Origin of the sequence: Allobosea sp., assembly GCF_036675845.1 — a bacterium.
Taxonomy (GTDB): Bacteria; Pseudomonadota; Alphaproteobacteria; order Rhizobiales; family Beijerinckiaceae; genus Allobosea.
The window spans coordinates 1-24,230 of sequence record NZ_JAKFED010000076.1 but is presented as its reverse complement, the minus strand read 5'-3'; the positions used below and the strand labels follow the sequence as shown (position 1 = coordinate 24,230).

25 protein-coding genes are annotated in these 24,230 nt (G+C 68.1%); 13 read left to right on the top strand and 12 right to left on the bottom strand.

Translation table 11 applies throughout. The features are described from left to right. Positions 1-148: 148 nt before the first annotated feature. The 8 genes from V6M56_RS08840 to dapA all read right to left on the bottom strand — a co-directional run bounded on the left by V6M56_RS08840 (position 149) and on the right by dapA (position 8,416). Complete coding sequence (locus V6M56_RS08840) at positions 149-1,315, bottom strand: alpha-hydroxy acid oxidase (protein ID WP_332682957.1); 1,167 nt, start codon at positions 1,313-1,315, stop codon at positions 149-151. Continuing rightward, a complete protein-coding gene (locus V6M56_RS08835) occupies positions 1,312-2,280 on the bottom strand; it encodes an ornithine cyclodeaminase family protein (RefSeq protein WP_332682956.1) in 969 nt (322 codons plus the stop codon). Before V6M56_RS08835 ends, V6M56_RS08840 begins: the two co-directional genes overlap by 4 nt. Beyond that, a complete protein-coding gene (locus tag V6M56_RS08830) occupies positions 2,280-3,545 on the bottom strand; it encodes an NAD(P)/FAD-dependent oxidoreductase (RefSeq protein WP_332682955.1) in 1,266 nt (421 codons plus the stop codon). The genes V6M56_RS08835 and V6M56_RS08830 overlap by 1 nt, the downstream gene beginning before the upstream one ends. Positions 3,546-3,561: 16 nt before the next feature. Then, complete coding sequence (locus tag V6M56_RS08825; protein WP_332682954.1) at positions 3,562-4,326, bottom strand: amino acid ABC transporter ATP-binding protein; 765 nt, start codon at positions 4,324-4,326, stop codon at positions 3,562-3,564. Between the two features lie 7 nt (positions 4,327-4,333). Further along, on the bottom strand, positions 4,334-4,996 hold the full coding sequence (locus V6M56_RS08820; protein WP_332682953.1) for an amino acid ABC transporter permease: 663 nt from the start codon (positions 4,994-4,996) through the stop codon (positions 4,334-4,336). A 109-nt stretch (positions 4,997-5,105) separates the two neighbouring features. Beyond that, entirely contained in the window at positions 5,106-5,954 is an 849-nt protein-coding gene (locus tag V6M56_RS08815) for a transporter substrate-binding domain-containing protein (protein WP_332682951.1), read from the bottom strand. A gap of 118 nt (positions 5,955-6,072) precedes the next feature. Further along, on the bottom strand, positions 6,073-7,500 hold the full coding sequence (locus V6M56_RS08810; RefSeq protein ID WP_332682950.1) for an FAD-binding oxidoreductase: 1,428 nt from the start codon (positions 7,498-7,500) through the stop codon (positions 6,073-6,075). A 16-nt stretch (positions 7,501-7,516) separates the two neighbouring features. Beyond that, positions 7,517-8,416: a 4-hydroxy-tetrahydrodipicolinate synthase gene (gene dapA / locus V6M56_RS08805; RefSeq protein WP_332682947.1), complete on the bottom strand. Its 900-nt coding sequence runs from the start codon at positions 8,414-8,416 to the stop codon at positions 7,517-7,519. A 263-nt stretch (positions 8,417-8,679) separates the two neighbouring features. Between dapA and V6M56_RS08800 the strand changes: the two genes are divergently transcribed. Beyond that, complete coding sequence (locus V6M56_RS08800; RefSeq protein WP_332682945.1) at positions 8,680-9,327, top strand: helix-turn-helix domain-containing protein; 648 nt, start codon at positions 8,680-8,682, stop codon at positions 9,325-9,327. Between the two features lie 18 nt (positions 9,328-9,345). Here the strand turns inward: V6M56_RS08800 and V6M56_RS08795 are convergent, their stop codons facing one another. Beyond that, positions 9,346-10,137 (bottom strand): GntR family transcriptional regulator, encoded by a 792-nt coding sequence (locus V6M56_RS08795; RefSeq protein ID WP_332682944.1) that lies wholly within the window; start codon positions 10,135-10,137, stop codon positions 9,346-9,348. Positions 10,138-10,442: 305 nt separating this feature from the next. Here V6M56_RS08795 and V6M56_RS08790 point away from each other — a divergent pair, with 305 nt between their 5' ends. Genes V6M56_RS08790 through V6M56_RS08735 form a run of 12 tightly spaced genes read left to right on the top strand, consistent with a single transcriptional unit; the run spans position 10,443 to position 21,728 of the window. Further along, positions 10,443-10,961 carry a MaoC family dehydratase gene (locus V6M56_RS08790; protein ID WP_332682942.1) on the top strand — a complete coding sequence of 173 codons (519 nt, stop codon included), beginning with the start codon at positions 10,443-10,445 and terminating at the stop codon, positions 10,959-10,961. A gap of 8 nt (positions 10,962-10,969) precedes the next feature. Then, positions 10,970-12,133, top strand: a complete 1,164-nt coding sequence (locus V6M56_RS08785) for an acyl-CoA dehydrogenase family protein (RefSeq protein WP_332682940.1) — start codon at positions 10,970-10,972, stop codon at positions 12,131-12,133. Continuing rightward, entirely contained in the window at positions 12,130-13,317 is a 1,188-nt protein-coding gene (locus V6M56_RS08780; RefSeq protein WP_332682938.1) for a CaiB/BaiF CoA transferase family protein, read from the top strand. Before V6M56_RS08785 ends, V6M56_RS08780 begins: the two co-directional genes overlap by 4 nt. Before the next feature lie 9 nt (positions 13,318-13,326). Then, the gene (locus tag V6M56_RS08775) at positions 13,327-14,439 is read left to right on the top strand and encodes a CaiB/BaiF CoA transferase family protein (protein ID WP_332682937.1); all 1,113 of its coding nucleotides are present in this window, start codon (positions 13,327-13,329) and stop codon (positions 14,437-14,439) included. Continuing rightward, a complete protein-coding gene (locus V6M56_RS08770) occupies positions 14,436-15,056 on the top strand; it encodes an isochorismatase family protein (RefSeq protein ID WP_332682935.1) in 621 nt (206 codons plus the stop codon). The genes V6M56_RS08775 and V6M56_RS08770 overlap by 4 nt, the downstream gene beginning before the upstream one ends. A gap of 27 nt (positions 15,057-15,083) precedes the next feature. Next, entirely contained in the window at positions 15,084-15,887 is an 804-nt protein-coding gene (locus V6M56_RS08765; RefSeq protein WP_332682934.1) for an alpha/beta fold hydrolase, read from the top strand. 53 nt (positions 15,888-15,940) lie between these two features. Further along, a complete protein-coding gene (locus tag V6M56_RS08760; RefSeq protein WP_332682932.1) occupies positions 15,941-16,942 on the top strand; it encodes a TRAP transporter substrate-binding protein in 1,002 nt (333 codons plus the stop codon). Between the two features lie 23 nt (positions 16,943-16,965). Then, a complete protein-coding gene (locus V6M56_RS08755) occupies positions 16,966-17,526 on the top strand; it encodes a TRAP transporter small permease (protein WP_332682930.1) in 561 nt (186 codons plus the stop codon). Positions 17,527-17,529: 3 nt separating this feature from the next. After that, complete coding sequence (locus V6M56_RS08750; RefSeq protein WP_332682928.1) at positions 17,530-18,792, top strand: TRAP transporter large permease; 1,263 nt, start codon at positions 17,530-17,532, stop codon at positions 18,790-18,792. Positions 18,793-18,804: 12 nt separating this feature from the next. After that, positions 18,805-19,497: a cysteine hydrolase family protein gene (locus V6M56_RS08745; protein ID WP_332682926.1), complete on the top strand. Its 693-nt coding sequence runs from the start codon at positions 18,805-18,807 to the stop codon at positions 19,495-19,497. Between the two features lie 40 nt (positions 19,498-19,537). Then, positions 19,538-20,785: a CaiB/BaiF CoA transferase family protein gene (locus V6M56_RS08740; protein WP_332682924.1), complete on the top strand. Its 1,248-nt coding sequence runs from the start codon at positions 19,538-19,540 to the stop codon at positions 20,783-20,785. A gap of 16 nt (positions 20,786-20,801) precedes the next feature. Next, entirely contained in the window at positions 20,802-21,728 is a 927-nt protein-coding gene (locus tag V6M56_RS08735; RefSeq protein ID WP_332682922.1) for a hydroxymethylglutaryl-CoA lyase, read from the top strand. Between the two features lie 15 nt (positions 21,729-21,743). Here V6M56_RS08735 and iolB read toward each other — a convergent pair whose 3' ends face one another. The 3 genes from iolB to V6M56_RS08720 all read right to left on the bottom strand — a co-directional run. Next, positions 21,744-22,547, bottom strand: a complete 804-nt coding sequence (gene iolB / locus V6M56_RS08730; protein WP_332682921.1) for a 5-deoxy-glucuronate isomerase — start codon at positions 22,545-22,547, stop codon at positions 21,744-21,746. A 13-nt stretch (positions 22,548-22,560) separates the two neighbouring features. Further along, positions 22,561-23,460 (bottom strand): myo-inosose-2 dehydratase, encoded by a 900-nt coding sequence (gene iolE / locus V6M56_RS08725; RefSeq protein WP_332682920.1) that lies wholly within the window; start codon positions 23,458-23,460, stop codon positions 22,561-22,563. Between the two features lie 176 nt (positions 23,461-23,636). Continuing rightward, a partial coding sequence (locus V6M56_RS08720) for a thiamine pyrophosphate-dependent enzyme (protein ID WP_332682919.1) occupies positions 23,637-24,230 on the bottom strand: 594 nt, incomplete at its 5' end.

Sequence of the window (24,230 nt, the reverse complement as noted above, 5' to 3'; positions counted from 1 at the left end):
GGGCGGCCGCCTCGCCTGGAGCGACGCCTCCGCAGGCGGCCCCCGCAAGCTGCGCTCGGAACCGGGGGCGAGCCTGGGGCGGCGCCTGGCGGCAAGGGTCATCGGGCTGCTGCCGATCGAATCGCAGCTCTGAGCCGCCGGCCCTTCTCTATGCCGGCAGAGGGCCGAGACAGCCCGGCAGGTCGGCCAGCGTCCTGGCGCCGAGCATGCCCATGGTCGTGGAGAGCTCGCTGCCCAGCAGTTCGAGAACCCGGCTCGCCCCGGCCTCGCCGGCGATCGCCACGCCATAGAGCGTCGCCCGCCCTATCAGCACGCCGGACGCGCCGAGCGCCAGGAAGCGGGCGATATCGGCGCCGCGCCGGACGCCGCTATCGGCGAGGATGGCGAGGCGACCACCCACCGCCTCGGCGATCGCCGGCAGGACCTCGACCGGCCCCGGCGCGCAATCGAGATTACGAGCCCCGTGATTGGAGACGACGATCGCGTCGGCGCCATGCTCGGCCGCCTTGCGGGCATCGTCGACGCGCAGCACGCCCTTGAGCACCAGCTTGCCCTGCCAGCGCCGGCGCAGCAGCGCGACATCCTCCCAGCTCACATCCGTCGCCAGGCTCATCTCGTCGGAGAGCGAGACGCGGCCGAGCTGGGTGCGGAACTCATCCGGGTAATGGGCATAGGTCGGCACGCCGGAAGAGACGAGCGAGCGCAGCAGGACATCGACCGTCCAGCGCGGATGCAGCATCAGGTCGATGCCGGCGCGCAGCGAGGGCTTGAGCGGGATGCCGAAGCCGTTGCGGAGATTATATTCGCGGTTGGGCCCGACCGCGGTGTCGACCGTCAGCACCAGGGTGCGCGCGCCGGCGGCCCAGGCGCGGTCGAGCAGCGCCAGCATGCGCTCGCGGTTCTTCCAGACATAGAGCTGGAACCAGAGCTCGGCACCGGATTCAGCGGCGATGCGCTCGATCGAGGTGATCGACTGGGTCGAGACGCAGAACGGAATGCCGGCAGCGGCCGATGCCCGCGCCAGGGCGATCTCGCCGTCGCGCCAGACCAGCCCCGCCACCGCCGTCGGTGCGATGACCAGCGGGCTCGGCTGCTTGCGGCCCAGCACCTCGGCTACCTGCGTGCGCTGCGAGACATCGACGAGAATGGAGGGTGCCAGCCGCACCGCATCGAGGCCCTGCCGGTTGCCGGCGATCGAAAGCTCATCCTCGGCGCCGCGGTCGATATATTCGAACAGGCCGCGCGGCAGGCGCCGCCGCGCGGCGCGGCGCGCGTCCTCGACGTTGAGGATCGCGCTGAGGCCAGTCAGGATCATCGCTCGAGTCTCGTTCCAGCGCCGGCTTCGCGCGCCTTGCGCACGACCAGCCCGGCCAGAGCGAGATCGGCCAGCGCAAAGCCGCGGAAGCAGAACATCCTGCGGGCGGGCTGCTCCAGCACGACGCCGCGCGCCGCGATCCGGATCAGGTCGTCCTGGAAGCGGACGGTCTCGACCGGCTGCGAGTTGACGTCATAGGGCGCCGTGGACTGGGCCAGGCTGTCGGTCGCGAGGAAATCGAAGGCCGGCAGGGTCTCGGGCCGCCAGCTCCGGCCGATGTCGACAGCAGCGGCGAAGGACGCAGCCGGCATGCGGCCGGCATCGAGAAACGGCTTCAGCCCCGGCGCGCCCGGCACCATCGAGATGACGATGTCGGAGCGCGCGAGGAGATCATCGGCATCGCTGACGATCTCGGTGGAGAGCCCGCGTGCGGTCGCCGCCTCGGCGAGCCGCTCGGCCGAGGCGCGGCTGCGGCTCAGCGCCAGCACCGTCGTCAGGCCGGGATAGAGATCGAGGAAGGCGGCGAGATGGGCATGGGCCTGCAAGCCGCAGCCGACAAAGCCGATGGTGCGCGGTTGCGCCGGGGTGAGAAAGGAGGCCGCCGCCGCCGACATCGCCGCAGTGCGGATCAGAGTGATCTCGTCGCCGTCGAGAACGGCGAGCGGCACGCCGGTGGCGTAGTCGTTGACGCAGATCAGTGCGCTGATGCCCGGCGCCGCGCTGCCGGCTGCGACGGGGGCCATCGCCACCCATTTCACCGTAGCGATCGCCTCCGCCGAGGAAGCCGCCGACATCGCCTGGAAGCCATGTCCCGGGCCGAGATCCAGCGATTTCTTCGGCAGGCTGAGATTGAGGCCGGCGGCATGATCGCGGAAGGCCTGGAGAACCGCCTCGCGGACCTCACCGGGCGCGATGTCGAGGGCGCGTACCTCGCGCCGGGAAAGATAAAGCAGATCGTCGCTCATCAACGAAACCTTCCTGCCGAGAACGGCGCCAAATCGAAGGGCGGCGCAGCGCCAGCCACCAGGGCCGCCACCAGCCGGCCCGAACTGGGCGCCTGGATCAACCCGGTATGGGAATGGCCGAAGCAATGGAAGACATCGGCGCTGCCGGAGGAGACGCCGATGCAGGGCAATCCGTCCGGCGTCGAGGGGCGATGCCCCATCCAGCGGTCGAGCCGGCTCTCGTCGATCTTCAGCTTCGGGAACATCTGGCGCGCAAAGCCGAGCAGGATCTCGGTGCGGCGCCAGTCCGGCGGCGCGCCGACATCGGCGAGCTCGACCTGCCCGGCCAGCCGGAGCCCCTGGCGCGTCGCGACCACGCCCATCAGGCCGTCCGACGGCATCAACCCGCAGGGGATGTCGAAGCCCGGCTCGGGAATGACGACGTTGTAGCCCCGCTCGGAGATCAGCGGCACGCGGTCTCCGGCCTGGCGCGCGAGTTCGCCGGAGCCGATGCCGGCGGCGATCACGGCCTTGTCGCAGGCGACCGGCCCGGCCTCGGTCAGGACCGCGCGCAGGCGGCCGTCGGCGAAGTCGAAGCCGGTGGCCCGGGCCGTGACGCGCTCGGCGCCGCGCCGCAAGGCGAGTTCGGCCAGCGCCCGGCAATAGGCGCCGGGATCGACGACATAGGCACCGCCATCGAGGCGGGCGCCGAAACGGTAGCGCTCGCCGAGCTCCGGTTGCATCGACCGCAGCTCGGCCTCCCCGACTTCGCTGAAGGCGACGCCGAACTCGCGGCGCATCCGCCAGACGCGCTCCGCCAGGAATTCGGAGCGGTCGAGATAGACATACATCAGGCCTTCGCGGCGGATCAGCTCCGGCACGCCGGCTTCGTCGGCGAGCGCGATATGCTCGCCGACCGCATCCTTGCAGAGCTGGAAGCGGGTCCGGGCGCAGGCCTCGACCAGCTGCCAGTTGCGGCCGGCCAGGACGAAGTCGAGCAGCCAGCCGGCAAGGCGCGGCAGATCGCGCCAGCGGATGACGAAGGGGCCGGTCGGATCGAGCAGGAAGCCCGGCACCTTGCGCCAGAGCCCCGGCAGCGAGATCGGCATGATCGCGCCGGGGTTGAGCCAGCAGCCATTGCCGTAGGAGGCCGATTGCCGGCCGCCCGGCTCGTCAGGCTCGATCAGGACGACCCGATGCCCGGCACGCTGGATCTCCAAAGCCGCGGCGAGGCCGACGATGCCGGCTCCGATGACGGCGACATGCGAGGCCGAAGACGCCGCCATGACAAGGTCTCCGGCGTCAGCCGCGATTGTGGAAGTGGCTGAGGAAGGTGCGCGTCGCCTCCTCCTTCGGGCTGTCGATGACGTCGTGCGCCGGCCCCTCCTCGACGATCACGCCGTCGCGCATGAAGACGACGCGGTCGGCGACCTCGCGGGCGAAGCCGATCTCATGGGTGACGATGATCATCGTCATGCCCTCGGCCGCCAGGGCCCGGATGACGTTCAGCACCTCGCCGACCAGCTCCGGATCGAGTGCCGAGGTCGCCTCGTCGAAGAGCATGACCGAGGGCTCCATCGCCAGGGCGCGGGCGATGGCGACGCGCTGCTTCTGGCCGCCGGAGAGCTTGTTGGGGAAGGCATCGACCTTGTCGCTCAGGCCGACCTTGTCGAGGAGCCGGCGCGCCAGCTCCTGCGCCTCGGCCTTCGGCATGTTCTTCACCGAGACCGGCCCCTCCATGACGTTCTGGAGCACCGTCATATGCGGGAACAGATTGAAGTGCTGGAACACCATGCCGGTGTTGGAGCGGAAGCGGGCCTGCTCGCGCACGCTCGGCAGCCTGGCGCCGCCGTCGAAGGCGAAGGCATCGTCGCCGATGCGGATCTTTCCGCCTTCGGGGATGACGAGCAGGTTGAGGCAGCGCAGCAGCGTCGACTTGCCGGAGCCGGAGGGGCCGATCAGCGCGATCACCGCCCCGGACTCGACCTTGAGGTTGATGTCGCGCAGGACGACGAGCTCGCCGAACTGTTTGCGAATGCCGGAGATTTCGATCTTGCAGGTGCTCATCGCCGCCTCAATTGCTGTGCGCCAGGTGCCGCTCGGCCCGCTTGACGATCACGGTCAGCGGCAGGAGGACGACGAAGTAGATCGCCGCGATCACCGTATAGACCTCGAGCGCGCGATAGGTGTCCATGGCGACGATCTGGCCCTGATAGAGCAGATCCGGCACCGCCAGCACCGAGACCAGCGAGGTGTTCTTGAACTGGATGATCGACTGGTTCATCAGCGGCGGGATCATCCGCTTGATCGCCTGGGGCAGGACGATGCGGCGCATCACGCGGGCCGGCGTCATGCCGAGCGCCAGCCCGGCCTCGCTCTGCCCGGGCTCGATCGAGACGATGCCGCCGCGAATGACCTCGGCATAGAACGAACCGCCATAGAGCGTGAGCGTCAGGACCGCGGCGGTCAGCGCATCCATCTTGATGCCGGTCAGCATCGGCAGGGCGTAGTAGAACCAGAGCAGCAGGACGAGCAGCGGCGTCAGCCGGAACATCTCGATATAGAGCCAGGAGAGCCAGCGCAGCGTCGGCGAACGCGACAACTGTGCCAGCCCCGCGACCAGCCCGACCAGCAGGCCGAGGACCACGACTGCGATGGTGAGGCCGACCGTGACCGCGGTACCGGTCAGGAACAGATCGCGATAGCCCCAGACGGCATCGAAACGCCACGTGTACATGCTTTTCCTCTCGGGAGCCCGCCCGGCGACCAGGCCGCAGGAACCGTTGGAGTGTCGACGAGGGTCCCCGGCACGAAGCCGGAGACCCTGCGCCATGATCAGAAGGTGATCAGAAGGTGACGCCCGGCGGGATGTCGTCCAATGTCAGGTCGACTTGGGCGAGGCTGTTCACCACCGCCTCGCGGATCAGGCCGAGGCCGCGCGAATAGGTGATCCAGGCCGAAGCGAAATCGCGCCAGGTCTTGTCGGTCTCGCGGCGCACGATTGCGTTCGAGGTCGAGCCGAACATCGGCTGCGGCACGATGACCTTGCCGAGCCCGGGATCGCGCTTCACGGCGCGCACGCCGCCCATCCAGAAGATGCTCTGGGCGTCGACGCGGCCGCTGCGGAGCGCGAGGGTCGCTTCCTCCAGCGACTTGAAGCGGACGATCTGTGCCTTCGGGCAGAGCCGGGCGGCGACATGGTCATGCGCCGAGCCGACATCGACCGAGATCTTGATCTTGGGGTCGTTGAGATCGGCCCAGGTCTTCGGCTCGAAGCCGGGACGGGCGATGACGACGAGCGCGCTGTCATAGACCGTGGAGGTGTAATCGACCACCAGAGCGCGCTTCGGCGTCAGGTTCATGCCGAACATGATGTCGATCTTGTCGGCCTGGATATCGAGGACGGCATTGCCCCAGGTGGTCTCGACGATCTCCAGTTGCACATCCATGTCGGCGGCGAGCGCCGTGCCGATGTCGACGAACTGCCCGCCCCATTTGCCTGTCACCCGGTCCTTGAAGGTCCAGGGCTGGCCGGCGGCGACGGCGCCCATCCGGAGCTTCTTCGAGCTGAGGATGCGCTCGAGGGTGTTGGTGGTGGCAGCCTGCGCGCTGGCTTCCTTCGAAGCCAGGGTCAGCGCGGTGGCGGCAACGGCGCCGGCCCCGAGCAGCCCGGCGAGATCCCTGCGTGTCGTCATATCGTTTCTCCCGATTGGAAACATGCCCCATGGTCGATGGGGTTCGATCCCGCCTGTACCGGCGGGTAGCCCATCCCGCGCCCCGGCAGGGGCGCTGACGGATCTGCGTGCGGCGCCGTCATCCGGCCTTCGCCGGAAGAAGGACGCCGGGATTCATCAGCTCATTCGGGTCGAACAGCGCCTTGACCTTGCCCATCAGCTCGTAGCGCAGCGGGTCGGCGAGGCGCTCCAGCTCCTGCGTCAGCTTGCGGCCGACGCCGTGCTCGGCGCTGAAGGTTCCGGAGAAGCGCGCCGCGACGTCATGGACGGCCTGCTCGACCTCGAGCGCGAAGGCCTCGCCATCGCCGAGCGTTGCCCAGAAGGCGCGCGGGAACATCAGGATGTAATGCACATTGCCGTCGCCGAGATGGCAGACGACCTGGGGCACGGCCTGCGGATAGCGGGCGGCGGCGACCGCATCGGCGGCGGCGATGAAGCCGGCGACCTCGGCGGTGCGGACGGCGACGTCGTGGACGACGCCGATGCCCTCCTTCTTGTTGGCCTCGGAGACCGAGTGGCGGACATGCCAGAACTCGGCCGCCTGCTGCTGCGAAGTGGCGACGACCGCATCCACCACAGCGCCTCGCTCCAGGAAGTCGCCGAGAACCTCCTCGAGGACGGCGTCGAGGCCGGTCGAGGCGTCCTCGCTGCCGAGCTCGATCAGCACCGACCAGGCAGGGATGGCATCGAAGGGAATACGGGTGCGCTCGACATGGCGGCGCACCAGTTCGAACTGCGAGGCCGAGACCAGCTCGAAGGCCTGGATCGCGCTGCCGGCAAGGTCCTGCAGCGCCGTCAGCAAGGTGACAGCCGCAGCCGGGTCGGCGACCGAGACCCAGGCATGGGCGGTGTTCGGCGTCTGCGGATGCAGGCGCAGCGCCGCGCCGGTGATGATGCCGAGCGTGCCTTCGGCGCCGACGAAGAGATGGCGCAGCATGTAGCCGGTATTGTCCTTGCGCAGCGCCGCAAGGTCATTGAGCACGCGGCCATCGGCGAGGACGACCTCGAGCCCGGCCACCAGATCGCGCATCGGGCCGTAGCGGACGACGCCGGTCCCGCCGGCATTGGTCGAGATCAGCCCGCCGATCTGGGCGCTGCCCTCGCTGCCGAGATGCAGCGGGAACTGCCGGCCGGCCTGCTCCGCCGCGGCGTGCAGGGCGCCCAGCACCACGCCGGCATCGACGGTCGCGACATTGCCCGCCCGGTCGATGGCGCGGATCCTGTTCATCCGGCGCAGCGACAGGACGATGCCCGGCCTGTCGGGACGGCCGCTCTCGGGAACGGCGCCGTAGCAGAGCCCGGTATTGCCGCCGACGGGGAAGACCGGCTGGCCTTCCGCCGCGCAGAGCCGCACTACCGCGGCGACCTCGGCCGTCGAGGCCGGAGCGACGACGCAAAGCGCCCTGCCCCGGCGCCGCTCGCGCCAGTCGGTCAGCCAGGGCGCCATCTCGCCGGGATCGGCGATCAGGCCCTTGTCACCGACGATGTCGCGCAGCCGCTCGATCACGATGCGGTTCCTTCGCTCAGGCCAGGCTGACGGACTTGGCCTGCCGGGCGGCCGTTTCGAGCTTCGACCGCGTCTCCGCGCTCGGCCCCTGCAAGGGCAGGCGCACGCCGCCGACCGGCATGCCGGCAAGCGCCATGTACTGCTTCAGCGGTCCCGGATTGGTCTCGACGTAGATCGAATCGATGACCGGGTCGATCTTGTCCTGGAGCTTCAGCGCCTCCAGCAGCTTGCCCTGGCGGGCGAGCTCGAAGATCTCGATCCAGATCTTCGGATAGATCGTGGCCGAGGCCAGGACGCCGCCGCGGGCGCCGAGCGCGATATGGGTGGCAAAGAGCGGCTCCTCGCCGCTGAGAATGGCGATCTTGTCGCCGGCGTATTTCACCGTGCGGATATAGTCCGGCATGTCATAGGACGAGTACTTCATGCCGATGATCGAGCCGTCCTCGGCCATCGCCTGGACCGTGTCGGCGAAGGCCGAGACGGTGGTGCGGCGCGGGATCTGGTAGAGCATCACCGGAAGGTCGAGCGAATCCCGATAGCGCCGGAAATAGGCGCGCATGCCTTCCTGGGTGCCGGGCGCGTAATAGGGCGTCACCGTCATCACCGCGGCGGCGCCTGCCGCGGCGAAATCGCGGCCAGCCTCCAGCGCATCCTCGAAACCGGTCGAAAGCACGCCCGGGATCACCGGCTTGCCATCCGCCGCCTCGACGCAGGCCGAGACGATGGTGCGGCGCTCGTCGCGGGAAAAGGCCGGGTATTCGCCCGTGCCGCCGATCGGCACGATGCCGGCGGCGCCGGCTTCGATCTGGAAGCGCACCAGCTTCTGCAGCGCCTTGACGTCGACAGACCCATCCTCGGCGAGCGGCGTGACGATGGCCGTGTAGAGGCCGTTCAACTGGTCTTTCGTGAGCGTCATCAAGCGTTTCCCTTGTCTAGCTGCCAACCGGATTCAAGCCGGCGCATGCCCTGGACGGAGCTTCGCGCAGCGGTTTGCCGGCTCGTCAGCCAATCCAACGCTCATCCACCATTCGACCGTTGTCAATACTAAGATACCAAAAATCCACTATCCGACATTTTGTGGAGCATTGTGGATTAGACGCTTTCCATGCCCTATGGTGGCGGCTATGAGAGACTGGGCCGGGGGCGCTACGTCCCCATGGCCGCGCCAAGGAGATCAGCATGCCGGAAATCTCGTCATTCGACCGGGACGACACGGCCCGCGGCTCCAGCCGCCCCGGCGATCACGATTCCGACGATGCTCGCGGCCATCTCGATATCGGCGCGCGCCTGCTGAAGGTACGCAAGCGCCGCCATCTCACCTTGCAGGATGCCAGCCGGCTGACCGGCGTTTCGGCCTCCGCCTTCTCGAAGATCGAGCGCAACGAATTGTCGCCGACGATCTCGACGATGCAGCGCATCGCCCAGGGGCTGGGGATCGAGCTGGTGACGCTGCTCAACGACCAGGACAACGATCCCGGCGTCTTCCGGGGCCGGCGCAGCGTGACGCGGGCCGGCGCCGGAAGCCGCCACGCGACTGTGACCTGCAACAACATGCTGTTGTGCGCCGAGCTCAAGAACAAGCGCGCCACGCCGATCCTGACCACGGTGACGGCGCGCTCGCCGGACGACTATCCGGCCTGGGCGAAATCGGAAGCGGAGATCTTCGTGATGGTGCTGGAGGGCACACTGATCGTGCACAGCGCGCTCTACGAGCCGCTCGAGCTCAAAAAGGGCGATTCGGTCTATTACGACGCCAGCACCGAGCACACCTGGACCTCGTCGGGCCCGACCGACGCCGTCGTGCTCTGGGTGCTGGTCGACCTCTGACCGGCACCGCCCTCTGGCTCAGCCGTCGCGCCGCAGCCGCATCCGGTAGACGAAATGCTCGGCCGGATGCCAGTTCATCGAGGTCAGCATCGTCGAGCCGCTATCGTCGATATAGCGCCTGACGAAGCGCAGCGACGGAGCGCCGGAGCGCTGCCCGAGCGCCCGCGCCGCGCTGCGCGGCAGCGGCTCCGCCGAGATTTCCTGAACCACCTCGGCGATACGCTCGCCGGAACGGCTCTCGACCAGATCGTAGACCGGGCCCTGGGCCGAGCGGACATCGTGGAGATGCTCGGCGAAGCGCATATGCACGAAGACGGCGGTGGCGCAGATCGGCTCGGCAGAGTGCGGCCGCCAGCGGATGCCCCCCAGTCGCAGCCAGGCCGAATCGACCGGCGCCGGGATCAGCAGCGCCACATCGGCCGCGATCGAGACCCGCTCGACCTGCTGGATCTCGTATTGCGTGTCATGGGCGTATTGCGTCAGCTCCTCGAGCGAGCGCATGGCCTGGACATAGCGCGTGGTCGGAGCGCCCGCGGCGATCAGCGTGCCGGAGCCGCGGCGGCGTGACACCATTCCCAGTTCGCCGAGCACGCGCAGCGCGTCGCGGATCGTGTGCCGGCTGACGTCGAAACGCCCGCATAGCTCGCTCTCGGTCGGGAGCATCGAGCCGACGGCGAAGGCCCCGGCCTCGATCTCCGCCTGCAGGGTCTGGGCGATCCGCTGATAGAGCGGCGAGCCGGCCGCATCGAAAACCGCGCCCTGCTCTCTCGATGGCGACTTCGCCGTCACGTCCATGCTGTTCCGGCCCATCGCAATCCCTGATGACTTATCCGGACTAATGTACCCCATTGACCACAGGGACTCCAGCGGAGAAATAGGCCGCCCGCCACACGAAACCGGCCGGCCAGACATTTGCCAGGGAACTCAGATCCGGCGCCTCAACTGATTGAAAAGACGCTATTTTCTTGAATGAAACACCAGGGTCCTGGCTGCCCTAGACGCGAAATTGATGCGATGCCACATCGATTTAATGCGCCGCAGCACATCTAGGCGGTTGACTGTTCCGACATATCATTGAAATTTGTCCGGACATCTCGCCAGCCCCATGAGCCGCCATGCGTGACGCCGTCAAGACCTTAGGCCAGCAGCGCTATCGCGAGACCTTCGGCCGCCATTACGAGGAATTCGTGATCGGCGACGTCTACGAGCACCGCCCGGGCCGCACCATCAGCGAGACGGACAACACCTGGTTCTCACTGCTGACCATGAACACCCACCCGCTGCATTTCGACGCCGAGTATGCGGCGCGCTCGGAATTCGGCCGGCTCGTCGTCTCCAGCCCGCTGACCGTGTCGATCATCGTCGGCATGAGCGTCTCCGACGTCTCGCAGAAGGCGAAGGCCAATCTCGGCTGGAAGGAGATCCGCCTGACCGCGCCGGTGTTCTGCGGCGACACGCTCTATGCCGAGACGGAGGTTCTCGAGAAACGCGAATCCGCCAGCCGCCCGGGCGACGGCATCGTCACGGTGAAGACGACCGGCCGCAACCAGGACGGCACGGCCGTCTGCGACTTCGTGCGCTCGATGCTGGTCCCGAAGCGCGGCCACGGCGTCGACGACGCCGCCAATTATTGAGCCGGCCGATGCGCAACGCCCCCCTGCCCGCCGATGAGGAACAGGCCCTCTTCGACACGGTCGACCGTTGGCTGGACACGAAGGTCAGGCCGGTGGTGCGCCAGCACGACCATGACGACATCTATCCCGCCGAGATCGTCGAGCAGATGAAGGAGCTCGGGCTGTTCGGCGCCACGATCGGCCAGGAATATGGCGGGCTCGGCCTGCCGGCGACGACCTATGCCAAGATCGTCATGCGCATCTCCGATGTCTGGATGGCGATCACCGGCATCTTCAACTCGCATCTGATCATGGCTGCCGCGGTCGAGCGTTTCGGCACGCCGGAGCAGAAGGCGCAATGGCTGCCGCGCTTCGCCAGCGGCGAGATCCGCGGCGGCCTCGCCTTGACCGAGCCGGATTGCGGCACCGACCTCCAGGCGATCCGGATGACGGCGCGCCGCGACGGCGGGCGCTATCGCATCAACGGCACCAAGACCTGGATCTCGAACGGCATCGAGGGCTCCTGCTTCGCCCTGCTGGTCAAGACCGATCCGGCGGCCGAGCCGCGCCACAAGGGCATGAGCCTCTTCCTCGCGCCGAAGAAGCAGGGTTTCCGGGTCGGCAAGAAGATCGAGAAGCTCGGCTACAAATGCATCGACTCGGCCGAGCTCGTCTTCGACGACTATGAGCTCGACGAAAGCCACCTGATCGGCGGCGTCGAGGGCCAGGGCTTCCTGCAGGCGACCGGCGGGCTCGAGCTCGGCCGTATCAACGTCGCCGCCCGCGGCGTCGGCCTGGCGGAGGGCGCGCTGCGGCTGGCGACGGAATACGCGCAACTGCGCCGCAGCTTCGGCAAGCCGATCGCCGAGCATCAGGCGATCCAGCTCAAGCTCGGCGAGATGGTCACCCGGGCCCGCGCCGCGCGCCTGCTCACCCTCGACGCCGCCCAGGCCTATGACCGCGGCGAGCGCTGCGACATGGAGGCCGGCATGGCGAAGTATTTCGCCTCCGAGGCCGCCGTCGAGAACAGCCTGGAGAGCATGCGCATCCATGGCGGCTACTCCTATTCGAAGGAGTTCGACATCGAGCGCTATTTCCGCGACGCGCCGCTGATGTGCATCGGCGAAGGCACCAACGAGATGCAGCGCATCATCATTTCCAAGCAGTGGATCAAGAGGAGTGCCGCCGCATGAGCCCGCTCGCCGGCCTGCGCGTCCTGACGCTGGAGCAATTCGGAGCCGGGCCCTATGGCTCGATGGCGCTCGCCGATCTCGGCGCCGAGGTGATCAAGATCGAGAGCCCGGCGGCCGGCGGCGACGCCTCGCGCCATGTCGGCCCGCATATGCTGGGCCCGGACGACAGCCAGTATTTCCAGACCTTCAACCTCAACAAGAAGAGCGTCACCCTCGACCTGAAGACGCCGCTGGGAGGGGACGCCTTCCGCCGGCTCGTCGCCACGGCCGACGCCGTCGTCAACAATCTGCGCGGCGACCAGCCCGACAAGCTCGGCCTGACCTATGACGCCCTCAAGGCCGTCAATCCCCGCATCGTCTGCCTGCACATCTCGGCTTATGGCCGCGACAATGAGCGGCGCGGCTGGCCGGGCTACGACTATCTGATGCAGGCGGAGGCCGGGATCATGAGCGTGACCGGCGAGCCCGACGGCGCCCCGACCCGGCTCGGCCTGTCGATGATCGACTTCATGACCGGCATCACCGGCGCGGTCGGCCTGCTGGCGGCGATCCTGCGGGCGCGCACCAGCGGCATCGGCGCCGATGTCGACACCTGCCTGTTCGACGTCGCGCTGCACCAGCTCTCCTATCCGGCGACCTGGTATCTGAACGAGGGCGACGTGCCGGCGCGGATGGCACGCAGCGCCCATCTCTCGGCCGTGCCGGTGCAGACCTTCGAGACGGCCGATGGCTGGCTCTTCATCATGTGCATGACCGACAAGTTCTTCAACGCGCTGGTCGGCGCCATGAACCGGCCGGACCTCGCGAGCGACCCGCGCTTCTCGACCATGAAGGCACGCCGGGCCAATCGCGGCTTCCTTACGCAGGAGCTCGATGCCGAGTTCGCCAAAGCGGGCACGCAGGTATGGCTCTCGCGCCTGAACGGGCTGCTGCCGGTGGCGCCGGTATTCGATATTCCGCAGGCCTTCGCCAATCCCTTCGTCGAGCGCATCGGCATGGTCACCCGCGTCCCGCACCCGCAGCGGCCGGATCTGCGCTGCCTGGCCAGCCCCTTGCGGATCGATGGCGAGCGGCCGCAGGCCAGCGCCTGCAGTGCGCTCGGCGCCGACACCGAAAGCGTCTTGCGCGAGATCGGCCTCGGTGCCGACGAGATCGCGGCGCTGCGCGCCGGCGCGGCAGCCTAGGGCAAGGCGATGAAGCTCGAAGGTCTCCGCGTCGTCGATCTCTCGGTCTTCCTGCCGGGGCCGTATCTGACGATGACGCTCGCCGACCATGGCGCGCAGGTGCTGAAGATCGAGCCGCCCGGCGGCGATCCCGGCCGCGAGATCGGGCCGCGCGTCGACGGCGAAACCGTGTTCTTCCGCAATATCAACCGCGGCAAGGACAGCCTCGTCATCGACCTCAAGGATCCCGCCGGGCGCGAGCGCCTGCTCAAGCTCTGCGACGAGGCCGATGTCGTGGTCGAAACCTTCCGCCCGGGCGTCGTGCAGCGGCTCGGCGTCGATTACGAGACGGTCAGCGCCCGCAACCCCGGCATCGTCTACTGCTCGATCAGCGCCTTCGGCCAGGACGGCCCCTATCGCGACCGGCCGGCCCACGACCTCGCCGTCGAAGCGCTCGGCGGGGCGATCGCGATCAATGAGGGCCAGGACGGCGCCCCGGCCATCCCCGGCATCCCCGCCGCCGACATGCTCAGCTCCCTGCAGGGCCTGTCCGGCGTGCTGATGGCGCTGTTGCGGCGCGAGCGCACCGGGCGGGGCGACTATGTCGACATGTCGATGCACGACGCGGTGCTCGCCGCCTATCCCAATGTCGTCGGCCCGGTCTTCGCCCATGGCCGCGATCCTGTGCCGAAGCATGAGCGCAGCATGGGCGGCTCGGCCTTCTACCGCATCTACGCCACCGCCGACGGACGCCACATCGTGCTCGGCGGCCAGGAGGCGAAGTTCGTCAGGAATCTCCTCTCCGAACTGCAACGCCCCGATCTTTCTGCGCTTTGCGAGGCGGGCCCCGGGCCACACCAGGCTCCGGTCATCGCCTTCCTGTCCGAGGTCTTCGCACGCTGCAGCCAGGCGGAGTGGATCGATTGGTTCGCGGGGCGCGACATCTGCTTTGCCCCGGTCAAGCGCGTCAGCGAGGCCTTCGAGGACCCGCAGGCGCTGCATCGCGGCATGGTGCTGGGGGAAGGCGCGACGCGGCAGATCGGCCCGGCGATCAAGTTCCGGCACGAGCCGGCGCGCCCGCGGCTCGGCGTGCCGCGCCTGCCGGCTGAGGCAGCACCCGAGAAGAGCGGAGTGGGAGCATGAGCTTCGAAGCCGGAGGCTATGGCGAGATCGGCATCGGCTGGGGCAAGCGCCCGGCGGTGATCGTGGTCGACTTCCAGCTCGCCTTCACCGATCCGGCCTATGCGCTCGGCCAGTCGGCCCATATCCACGCCGCCGTCGAGCGCACGGCGGCGCTGCTCGCCTTCGCCCGGGCCAACAGCGTGCCCGTCGCCTCCTGCCGCACCGCCTGGTGCGGCGAGAAGGACATGATCCTGTGGAAGGCGACCGGCGTGCGCGACGGAATGTTCCATGGCGACCGGCCGACGCAGATGGACCCGCGCATCCACGACGCGGCTTATGACGTCAACTTCGTCAAGGCCGGGCCGTCGATCTTCTTCGGCACGCCGCTGGTCTCCTATCTGATCAAGGCGCAGGTCGACACGGTGATCGTCACCGGCTGCACGACGAGCGGCTGCGTGCGCGCCTCGATCATCGACTGCTTCTCCTACGGTTTCCGCACCATCGTGCCCGAGGACTGCGTCGGCGACATGGGCATCGAGGCGCATCGCGCCAATCTGCTCGATGTCGGCCGCCGCTATGCCGACGTGGTCGATGCCGAGGCCTGCATGGCCGAAATCCGCAAGCTCACGGCGTCCTGACGCCTGCCCTATCGACGAGGAAAGCCCATGCCGATCGCCCGCATCAACGGCCACGACATGTATTACGAGATCCACGGCAAGGGCGAGCCCGTCCTGCTGATGGGCGGCTGGGGCACGTTCTGCCATGGCGAGCACACGCATCTGCCCTGGGGCCTGACCGAGCGCCATTCCGTGGTGATCTTCGACCATCGCGGCATCGGCGATTCCGGCGACGAGTTCGACAAGCCGGCCACGACCCGGATGTATGCCGACGACGCGATCGGCCTGCTCGCGCATCTCGAGATCCCGAACGCGCATGTGATCGGGCTGATCGGGATGGGTGCCTGCATCGCGCAGGAGATGGCGATCAGCCATCCGCGGCTCGTCCGCTCGATGGTCAACACCGGCGCCTGGCTGAAGACCGACCGCTTCCTCACCGACCAGCTCGAGCTGTTCCGCGTCGTTCACCGCGACATGGGCTTCCTGCCCTTCCAGCATGCGGTGACGGTGCTGTCCTTCGAGCCGGAATACTACAACCGCCAGATCGACCGGCTGCTCGGCGTCGATGGCGTCTGGGGCCATCTCAATGGACGCTACCCCGCCCATTCGCGCCTGATCGACGCCTGCATCGCCCATGACACGACCGAGCGCGCCAGGCAGATCAAGGCGCCGACCTTCGTCCTCCATGCCGGGCTCGACCAGGTCACCGGCCCCAGGACGACCCAGCCGATCCAGGACGCGATCCCGGGAGCCGAAGGCTACCTGCTCGCCGAGGCCGCCCATGTCATCGCCGGCAAGGCGATGAAGGTGCGCTTCTCCGAACTGCTGTTCGAGTTCCTCAACAAGCACTGAGCCTGCCGGCCCCGGCCGCCTCCGGGAAACAACAAGATCGAGGGAGAAACGCCATGTCCATCACCCGCCGCGATGCGGTCGCCGCCATCGCCTCCACGCTCGCGCTCGGCTCCACCGCCGCCGCGCAGGCGCAGGAGAAGTCGATCACCATCCGCTTCCCGTTCGAATACGCGGCAGACGTCGCGCCGGGTCTCGCCAACCAGGCCTTCAAGAAGCTGGTCGAGGAGCGCTCGAACGGCCGCATCAAGGTACAGCTCTTTCCGAACGGCAGTCTGCTCAAGGGCCTCGACCTGCTGCAGGGCGTGGTCCGCGGCGACGCCGAGATGACGACGCTGGTCTCCGCCTACTGGGCCGGCGTCTCGCCCAAGCTCAGCGTCTTCGACCTGCCTTACGCCTTCCCGACGCATGAGACCTTCTACAAGGCCTCCGACGACGAGGCCTTCAAGAAGGACGTCTTCAGCGAGCTGGAGAGCAAGGGCGTCAAGGTGCTCGGCATGCTGCCCTATGACTATGTCGTGCCCGGCTCGCGCCAAGGCCCCCTGATCAAGGCCGAGGACCTCAAGGGGCTGAAGCTGCGCGCGGTCGGCAAGACCAATGCGGCGGCGCTCTCGGCCGCCGGCGCCACGGCCGTGTCGATCAACATCACCGAAGTCTCGACGGCGATCCAGCAGGGCGTGATCGACGGCCTCAACACGCCGCTCGACGCCTTCGTCAGCTACCGCTTCTTCGAGCCGATCAAGGACGTCACCTACGCCAAGTACTTCTTCGCCTTCTACCCCTGGACCGTGAACGCCAAGTTCTGGGCCGGCCTCGGCGAGGCCGATCGGGCCCTGATCGCCAAGGCAGCCGGCGAGGTGATGGTCGGACAGCGCAAGATCGCCCGCGACGCGGCCGACCAGGCCAAGGCCGCCCTGATCGCCAACGGCGTCAAGGTGCACGAGCAGACCGCCGAGGAGGCGGTGGGCTGGGGCAAGGCCATGGGCGCCGCCTGGACGAGCGCCGAAGGCCAGTTCGGCAAGCCGCTGATCGACCGCGTGCGCGCCTTCTCCAAGTAATCCGCCGGCTTGAGGGCGACACCATGAGCAATCGACGCGAAGCGATACCGTCCGGCCTGCCGGACCGAGCGGGCGCGCTGCGCGTCGTATTGTCCAGATTCGAGGGCTGGCTGGCCGGCGCATCGATGTTCTTCTGCCTCGCGGTCGTCAGCGTGGAGATCGTCCTGCGGGGCGTCTTCAACGTCTCGCTGCAATGGTCGGAGGAACTGGCGCGCTATTTGCTGATCTGGACGACCTATTGGGGCGCGACGGCCGCGACCGCCGACAATGCCCATATCCGCGTCGAACTGCTGGTCAACCTGCTCGGCCGGAAAGCGCGACTGGCGGCAGAGATCGCGATCCTGCTGCTCTGCGCGGTCGGCGCCGCGGTCTTCGCCTGGTACGGCTATGGCCTGGTCGAGGATTCGCGCCTTCTCGGGCTGACATCGGGCGACAGCAATCTCGCCGTGCCGATCTGGATCTTCCAGTCCGTCATCCCGATGGCCTTCGCGCTGATGACGGTCCGCCTGCTGCTCAGCGTCCTTCACATTCTGCGTTTCGGGAAAATCCCGAGGCCGGAAGACGAACTCATCCTCGAGGTCTGAGCCGTGGCCACCTTCCTCACGATCGTGATGATCGTCCTCCTGATGGTGGGCGTCCCGGTGCCGTTCGCCCTGATGCTCACCGGCATCGGCGCGGTGCTGACCTTCGGCTCGACATCGCTGACCACGGCCGCCCAGGCCCAGTTCGCCAATCTCGACAGCTTCGTCCTGCTGGCGATCCCGTTCTTCATCCTGGCCGCGAACGTCATGGTCCGCGGCAAGCTCGCCGAATACCTCTTCGACGTCATGCATGCGATCGCCCGGCCCGTCGCCGGCGGCGCGGCGGTCGGCGGCGCCATCGCCTCGGCGCTGTTCAGCGCGATGAGCGGCTCCTCCGTGGCCTCGGCGGCGGCGCTGGGGCGCGTCACGATCCCGCAGCTCGACCGCCTCGGCTATCCGCGTGTCTTCTCCACCGGGTTGATGGCCGCGGGCGGCGCGCTCGGCAACCTGATCCCGCCGAGCATCGTCTTCGTCGTCTATGCGGCGATGGCGCAGGTCTCGGTCGCGGACCTCTTCATCGCCGGAACGATACCCGGGATCATGCTGGCCGGCATGCTGGCGCTGATCTCCTGGTATTTCGCCAAGAAGAACGGCTGGAATCCGCCGGAGCGCTTCTCCTTCTCGCTGCTCTGGACTTCTTTCGTGCGCGCCGCCCCTGCCCTGCTGATGATCTTCATCATCCTCGGCGGCATCTATTCCGGCTGGTTCACGCCGACCGAGGCCGCCGCGGTCTCGGCGATCTACGGCATCTTCGTCGGCCTCTTCGTCTACCGGACGCTGACGCTGCGCGATCTCCCCGACATCTTCGTGCAGAGCTCGAAGATCACCGGGTCGATGCTGTTCATCCTCGCGACATCGGTCTTCATCGGCATGCTGGCGACGATGGCCGGCATTCCGGAGGCGATCTTCGCGCAAGTCCGCGCCTACGAGCTCAGCGCCTGGCAATTCCTGCTGCTGATCAACGTCATCCTGCTGGTGCTCGGCACCTTCCTCGACGGGCTCACCATCCTCGTCGTGCTGACGCCGATCCTGCTGCCCTCGGTCAAGGCTCTCGGCATCGACCTGATCCACTTCGCCATCATCCTGACGCTCAACATCGAGATCGCCGGGATCACCCCGCCGGTCGGCATGAACCTGTTCGTCATCAGCGCCGTGTCGAAGACGCCGCTCGACGTCGTCTTCCGTGGCTCGATTCTGTTCACCGCCGTGATGATCATCGGTCTGATCATCGTCACCTACGTCCCTGGCCTTTCGCTCTTGGCGCTCTGAAGGAGGACCTCCATGCATCCCGAATACATCGAAGCCTTCACCCGCAAGGTCGCCATCGACCCGCGCACGACGGCGCTGATCCCGGTCGACCTGCAATACGCCTCCGGCAGCCGCGAGCACGGGCTCGGCGCCCTCCTGGCGAGCCAGGGCAAGCTCGACGAGGCGCGCTACCGCTTCGACCGGATCGAGAAGCTGGTGATCCCGAACACGAAGCGCCTGCTCGATGCCTGGCGCGGCGCCGGCGCCCGGGTGATCTATGTGACGCTCGGCTGCGAGCTGCCGGACTATGCCGATGCGGCGCCGAGCACGCGCGCCTTCTTCACCGCGACGAGGAACACGGTCGGCAACCGCGAACACGAGATCGTCGACGAGATCAAGCCGCTGCCGGGCGAACTCGTCATCAACAAGCGCACCCAGGGCGCCTTCGCCTCCTCGGGCATCGAATCCGCGCTGCGCGGCCTCGGCATCGAGACCATCGTCGTCACCGGCGTCTCGACCAACAACTGCGTCGAGACCACCGCGCGCGAGGCCTCCGACCGCGGCTTCGGCGTGGTGATGGTCTCGGACGCGACCGGGACCTGCAGTGACGAGATGCAGAACGCGACACTCAAGGGCTTCTCGCGGCTCTGGGGCCGGGTCGCCGCGACGGACGAGGTCATCGCCGAACTGCGCGCCGGGCGCGCCCTCGGTGTCGCGGCCGAATGAGCCCCGGCACCAGCAGCCTTAAGGAATTCAGGAGTCCATCATGAGCAATGCCAGCGCCAGAGCGACCGGCCGGTCGGGCCCGCTGTCCGACATCCGGGTGATCGAGATGGGGCAGCTTCTCGCCGGCCCCTTCTGCGGTCAGCTCCTGGCCGATTTCGGTGCCGAGGTGATCAAGATCGAGCAGCCCGGCATCGGCGACCCGATGCGCGAATGGGGCCGCGAGAAGCCCCAGGGCGTATCGCTGTGGTGGCCGGTCGTCGCCCGCAACAAGAAGTCGATCGAGCTCAATGCGCGCGGCGCCGAGGGCCAGCAGATCGTGCGCGATCTCGTCGCCAAGTCGGACATCCTGATCGAGAACTTCCGCCCGGGCACGATGGAGAAATGGGGGCTCGGCTATGAGGAGCTCGCCAGGATCAATCCAAGGCTGATCATGATCCGGGTCTCCGGCTATGGCCAGACCGGCCCCTATGCCGGCAAGGCCGGCTATGGCTCGATCGGCGAGGCGATGGGCGGCCTGCGCTATGTCGTCGGCGACCCGTCGGCGCCGCCGAGCCGGATGGGCATCTCGATCGGCGACACGCTGGCGGCGACCTTCGCCTGCATCGGCGGCCTGATGGCCCTGCATGCGCGCGACCGGCTCGGCCGCGGCCAGGTCGTCGACAGCGCGATCTACGAGGCGGTGCTGGCGGTGATGGAGAGCCTGGTCACCGAATACGACCAGACCGGCTATGTCCGCGAGCGCACCGGCGCGATCCTGCCCTTCGTCGCGCCCTCCAATGTCTATCCGACGAAGGACGGCGTCTTCGTGCTGATCGCCGCCAATCAGGACGGCGTCTTCCGTCGCTTGACCGAGGTGATGGGCCGCCCGGAGCTGGCCAGCGATCCGCGCTTCGCCAATCACACCGCGCGCGGCGAGCGGCAGGCCGAGCTCGACGCGCTGATCGCCGAATGGACCGCCGGTCTCGGCCGCGAGGAGCTCGGCGAGAAACTCGACGCCGCCGGCGTGCCGCGTGGCGACATCTACCGCGCGCCCGAGATGCTCGCCGATGCGCATTTCCAGGCCCGGAAGGCGATCGTCGACGTGCTCCATCCGCGGCTCGGCACCCTGCGCATGCAGAACGTCGCGCCAAAACTCTCGGCGACGCCGGGCGAGGTCCGCGATGTCGGCCCCGAGCTCGGCCAGCACAATACCGAGATCTTCCAGCACCTGCTCGGCCTCGACGAGGCGCGGCTCGCGGCGCTGCGCCAGAGCGGCGTGATCGGCGAAGCGCTCGCCCGCGTCGCCTGAGATGGCGGGCCAAGCCATGCCAGGCCAAGCGATGCCGGCGCGCATCGAGATCGTCGAGGTCTCGCCGCGCGACGGTTTGCAGAACGAAGCGCGGCCGGTCTCCACCGCCGAAAAGCTCGCTCTCATTGCCCAGATGGTCGAGGCCGGGGCGCGCCGGATCGAGGCGACGAGCTTCGTCAATCCGGCGCGCGTGCCGCAGATGGCCGATGCCGAGGCGGTGATGGCGGCTCTGAAGGGCCGCTATCCGCAGGTCAGCTTCTCGGGCCTGGTGTTGAATGCGCGCGGCGCCGAGCGCGCCGTCGCGGCCGGCTGCCAGGAGCTGACCTATGTCGTCGTCGCCAGCGAGAGCTTCAGCCTGCGCAACCAGGGCCGCGGCATCGCCGAGACGCTGGCCGGCTGGAGCGAGGTCGGGCGCATCGCCGCCGCCGCCGGCCTGCGCCGCAATGTCCTGATCGCCGCCGCCTTCGGCTGCCCCTTCGAGGGCCGTGTCGACGGCGCCCGCGTGCTCGAACTTGCGAGCCAGGCCGCCGCGGCCGGCGCCGACGAGATCGGCCTCGCCGACACGATCGGGGTCGGCACGCCGGGCCAGGTCGGCGAGCTCTTCGCCGCTCTGCATCAGCGCCTGCCGGGAATGCCGCTGCGGGCGCATTTCCATGACACGCGCAACACCGGCATCGCCAATGCGGTGGCGGCGCTCGCTGGCGGGGCGCAAATCCTCGACGCCAGCGCCGGCGGGATCGGCGGCTGCCCGTTCGCGCCGCGCGCCACCGGCAACATCGCCACCGAGGACCTCGTCTACACGCTCGATGGCATGGGCGTCAGAAGCGGCCTCGACGGCCGCGCCATCGCCGCGCTCGACCCCTGGCTCGCCGAGATCCTCGGCCACCCGGTGCCGGGCAAGCTCGGCAAGGCCGGCTGGTTCGACGGCTCGCCGCCGGCCTGAGCCGGCGGGTCCCTGTCAGCGCGGCATCAGCCAGTCATGGGCCGGGTCGTTGGCGAATTTCCAGATCCGCTTCGGCCCGGCCATGACGTTGAGATAATAAAGCTCGTAGCCATGCGGCGCGCCGACCGGGTGGTATCCCTTCGGCACCAGCACGACGTCGCCATTCTCGAAGCTCAGCGTCTCGTCGAGCGAGCGGTCATCGGTATAGACGCGCTGGAAGCCAAAACCCTGCGGCGGGTTCAGCTGGTGATAATAGGTCTCCTCGAGCTGCGATTCCTGCGGCAGCCGGTCCTGGTCGTGCTTGTGCGGCGGATAGCTCGACCAGTTGCCGGCCGGCGTGATCACCTCGACGACGAGCAGGCCGTCGGCGGCTTCCGTCTCCGGCAGGATGTTGCGGACATGGCGGACATTGCTGCCGGTACCGCGGGTCAGGCTGTCGACCGCGTCGGGACCGATCAGCCGCGGCGGACGCTGCCCGACCACCCCCGGCGCCGAGCAGATCGCCAGTTCGCAGGGACCGCGCGCGGTGAGGCTCCACTGCGAGCCTGCCGGCACATAGAGCGACCAGGGATCTGGCTCGAAGGGCGAGGCCCGCCCGCCAATGACGCCGAAATCCTGCCCGTCGGCGCGGGCCGCGACCTTGCCCGAGAGCAGTACCAGGCAATGCTCGCGGCTGCCGGTCTCGCGCGACAGGACCTGGCCGTCGGCGAGGCGATGAACGGCGAAGCCGACATGGCCCCAGCCGGCCGATTGCGGCGTGACGTCATGGATGCAGCCATCGGCATCCGGCGGGTTCGGCTTGACCAGCAGCTTCGACATGGCTCTTCCGGGCTCAGGCGAGCCCAGCCTCCTTCAGGCTCTGCTCGAGATGGGCGACGCCCTTCTTGGCATAGGTCAGGGGATGGGCTTTTTCGGGATCCTGCTCGGCCTCGACCACGACCCAGCCGGAATAACCCGGCAGCGCCTTGAACACCGCCGGATAGTCGACCATGCCGTCGCCCGGCACGGTGTAGACGCCGAGTTCTTTGCCCTTGCCGAGAATCGCGTCGAGGAAGCTCCAGTCCTCCGCCCTCGCCCGCTCCATGATCGGCCGGCGTACATCCTTGGCGTGGACATGGCTGATGCGGCCGCGATAGCGCGCGGCGAGCGCCACCGGATCGGCACCGCCCCAGGTCGCGTGGCCGGTATCGAGCAGGAGATGAACCGCCTCGCCGGTCGCCGCCATGAAGGTGTCGATATCGGCCTCGCTCTCGACGATGGTGCCCATATGGTGGTGGTAGACCAGCCGGACGCCCTCGGCGAGCGTGCGCTCGGCGACCTCGGTGATCCGCCGGCCGAACTGCGCCCAGTCACCCGGCGCCATCACCGGGCGCTGCGACAGCGGCTTGCTGCGGTCGCCATGGATGGCGTTCGAGGTCTCGGCGAAGACCAGCACGGTCGAGCCCATCGCCTTGAGCAGGTCGAGATGCGGCCGAAGGTGCTTCATCTCCTCGTCGGCGTCGCGGAGCAGCAACTCGGCGGAGTACCAGCCGGAGATGCAGGCCATGCCGAAGGGGGCGAGCGCCGCTTTCAGTGCCTCAGGCTGGCGCGGGAACTTGTGGCCGAGCTCCATGCCGACGAAGCCGGCCTCGCGGGCCTCCGCCAGGCAGGTTTCGAGCGAAGTCGCGCCGCCGATCTCCTGCAGGTCGTCATTCGACCAGCCGATGGGGTTGGCTCCGATGCGGATGGGCATTTGCAACGTCCTTTGAAGTGCAGATCAACGTATCGAAAAGGCGCCGTCATTCCGGCCGCAGCGAAGCGGAGCGCCGGAATCCATCGTAGGGAACTGCGCTCTACGATGGATTCCGGATCTGCGCGGCTCCGCCGCTTGTCCGGAATGACGAGGAAAAGCGCACGAGCCCCTCCCGCTCAACTGTCGCGCTTGGCGAGCGCATCGTCATAGCGGTGGCGGGCGGCCAGCACCTCGTCGCGCACCGAAACCTCGGGCACCGCGACATCCCACCAATGGCCGCCGGCATCGGTCGAGGCCAGCGGGTCGGTGTCGATCACCACGACGCTGGTGCGCTCGTGACGGCGCGCCTCGGCCAGCGCGCTTTCCAGTTCCGACAGGCTCGCGACCTTGCGCGCGATCGCCCCCATCGAGGCCGCATGGGCAGCGAAATCGATCGCCGGTAGCGTCTCGTGGCGGGTGTCGCGCAGCAGATTGTTGAAGGAGGCGCCGCCGGTGGCGTTCTGGAGCCGGTTGATGCAGCCGAAGCCGCGATTGTCGAGCACCACGATGGTGAGCTTCAGACCAAGCATCACCGAAGTCGCGATCTCGGAGTTCATCATCAGATAGGAGCCGTCGCCGACCATGATGACGACCTCGCGGGCCGGATCGGCCAGCTTGGCCCCGAGGCCGCCGGCGATCTCATAGCCCATGCAGGAATAACCGTATTCCATGTGGTAGCCGCCGGCGGCGCCGGCCTGCCAGAGCTTGTGCAATTCGCCCGGCAGCCCGCC

Coding starts and splice junctions, on each gene's coding strand:
- V6M56_RS08830 (WP_332682955.1), bottom strand. CDS start 3,545: ATGGCGGCGTCTTCGGCCTCGCATGTCGCCGTCATCGGAGCCGGCATC.
- V6M56_RS08745 (WP_332682926.1), top strand. CDS start 18,805: ATGCATCCCGAATACATCGAAGCCTTCACCCGCAAGGTCGCCATCGAC.
- V6M56_RS08820 (WP_332682953.1), bottom strand. CDS start 4,996: ATGTACACGTGGCGTTTCGATGCCGTCTGGGGCTATCGCGATCTGTTC.
- V6M56_RS08755 (WP_332682930.1), top strand. CDS start 16,966: ATGAGCAATCGACGCGAAGCGATACCGTCCGGCCTGCCGGACCGAGCG.
- V6M56_RS08765 (WP_332682934.1), top strand. CDS start 15,084: ATGCCGATCGCCCGCATCAACGGCCACGACATGTATTACGAGATCCAC.
- V6M56_RS08770 (WP_332682935.1), top strand. CDS start 14,436: ATGAGCTTCGAAGCCGGAGGCTATGGCGAGATCGGCATCGGCTGGGGC.
- V6M56_RS08740 (WP_332682924.1), top strand. CDS start 19,538: ATGAGCAATGCCAGCGCCAGAGCGACCGGCCGGTCGGGCCCGCTGTCC.
- V6M56_RS08800 (WP_332682945.1), top strand. CDS start 8,680: ATGCCGGAAATCTCGTCATTCGACCGGGACGACACGGCCCGCGGCTCC.
- V6M56_RS08790 (WP_332682942.1), top strand. CDS start 10,443: ATGCGTGACGCCGTCAAGACCTTAGGCCAGCAGCGCTATCGCGAGACC.
- V6M56_RS08835 (WP_332682956.1), bottom strand. CDS start 2,280: ATGAGCGACGATCTGCTTTATCTTTCCCGGCGCGAGGTACGCGCCCTC.
- V6M56_RS08795 (WP_332682944.1), bottom strand. CDS start 10,137: ATGGGCCGGAACAGCATGGACGTGACGGCGAAGTCGCCATCGAGAGAG.
- V6M56_RS08775 (WP_332682937.1), top strand. CDS start 13,327: ATGAAGCTCGAAGGTCTCCGCGTCGTCGATCTCTCGGTCTTCCTGCCG.
- dapA (WP_332682947.1), bottom strand. CDS start 8,416: ATGACGCTCACGAAAGACCAGTTGAACGGCCTCTACACGGCCATCGTC.
- V6M56_RS08840 (WP_332682957.1), bottom strand. CDS start 1,315: ATGATCCTGACTGGCCTCAGCGCGATCCTCAACGTCGAGGACGCGCGC.
- V6M56_RS08760 (WP_332682932.1), top strand. CDS start 15,941: ATGTCCATCACCCGCCGCGATGCGGTCGCCGCCATCGCCTCCACGCTC.
- V6M56_RS08780 (WP_332682938.1), top strand. CDS start 12,130: ATGAGCCCGCTCGCCGGCCTGCGCGTCCTGACGCTGGAGCAATTCGGA.
- V6M56_RS08815 (WP_332682951.1), bottom strand. CDS start 5,954: ATGACGACACGCAGGGATCTCGCCGGGCTGCTCGGGGCCGGCGCCGTT.
- iolE (WP_332682920.1), bottom strand. CDS start 23,460: ATGCCCATCCGCATCGGAGCCAACCCCATCGGCTGGTCGAATGACGAC.
- V6M56_RS08785 (WP_332682940.1), top strand. CDS start 10,970: ATGCGCAACGCCCCCCTGCCCGCCGATGAGGAACAGGCCCTCTTCGAC.
- iolB (WP_332682921.1), bottom strand. CDS start 22,547: ATGTCGAAGCTGCTGGTCAAGCCGAACCCGCCGGATGCCGATGGCTGC.
- V6M56_RS08825 (WP_332682954.1), bottom strand. CDS start 4,326: ATGAGCACCTGCAAGATCGAAATCTCCGGCATTCGCAAACAGTTCGGC.
- V6M56_RS08735 (WP_332682922.1), top strand. CDS start 20,802: ATGCCAGGCCAAGCGATGCCGGCGCGCATCGAGATCGTCGAGGTCTCG.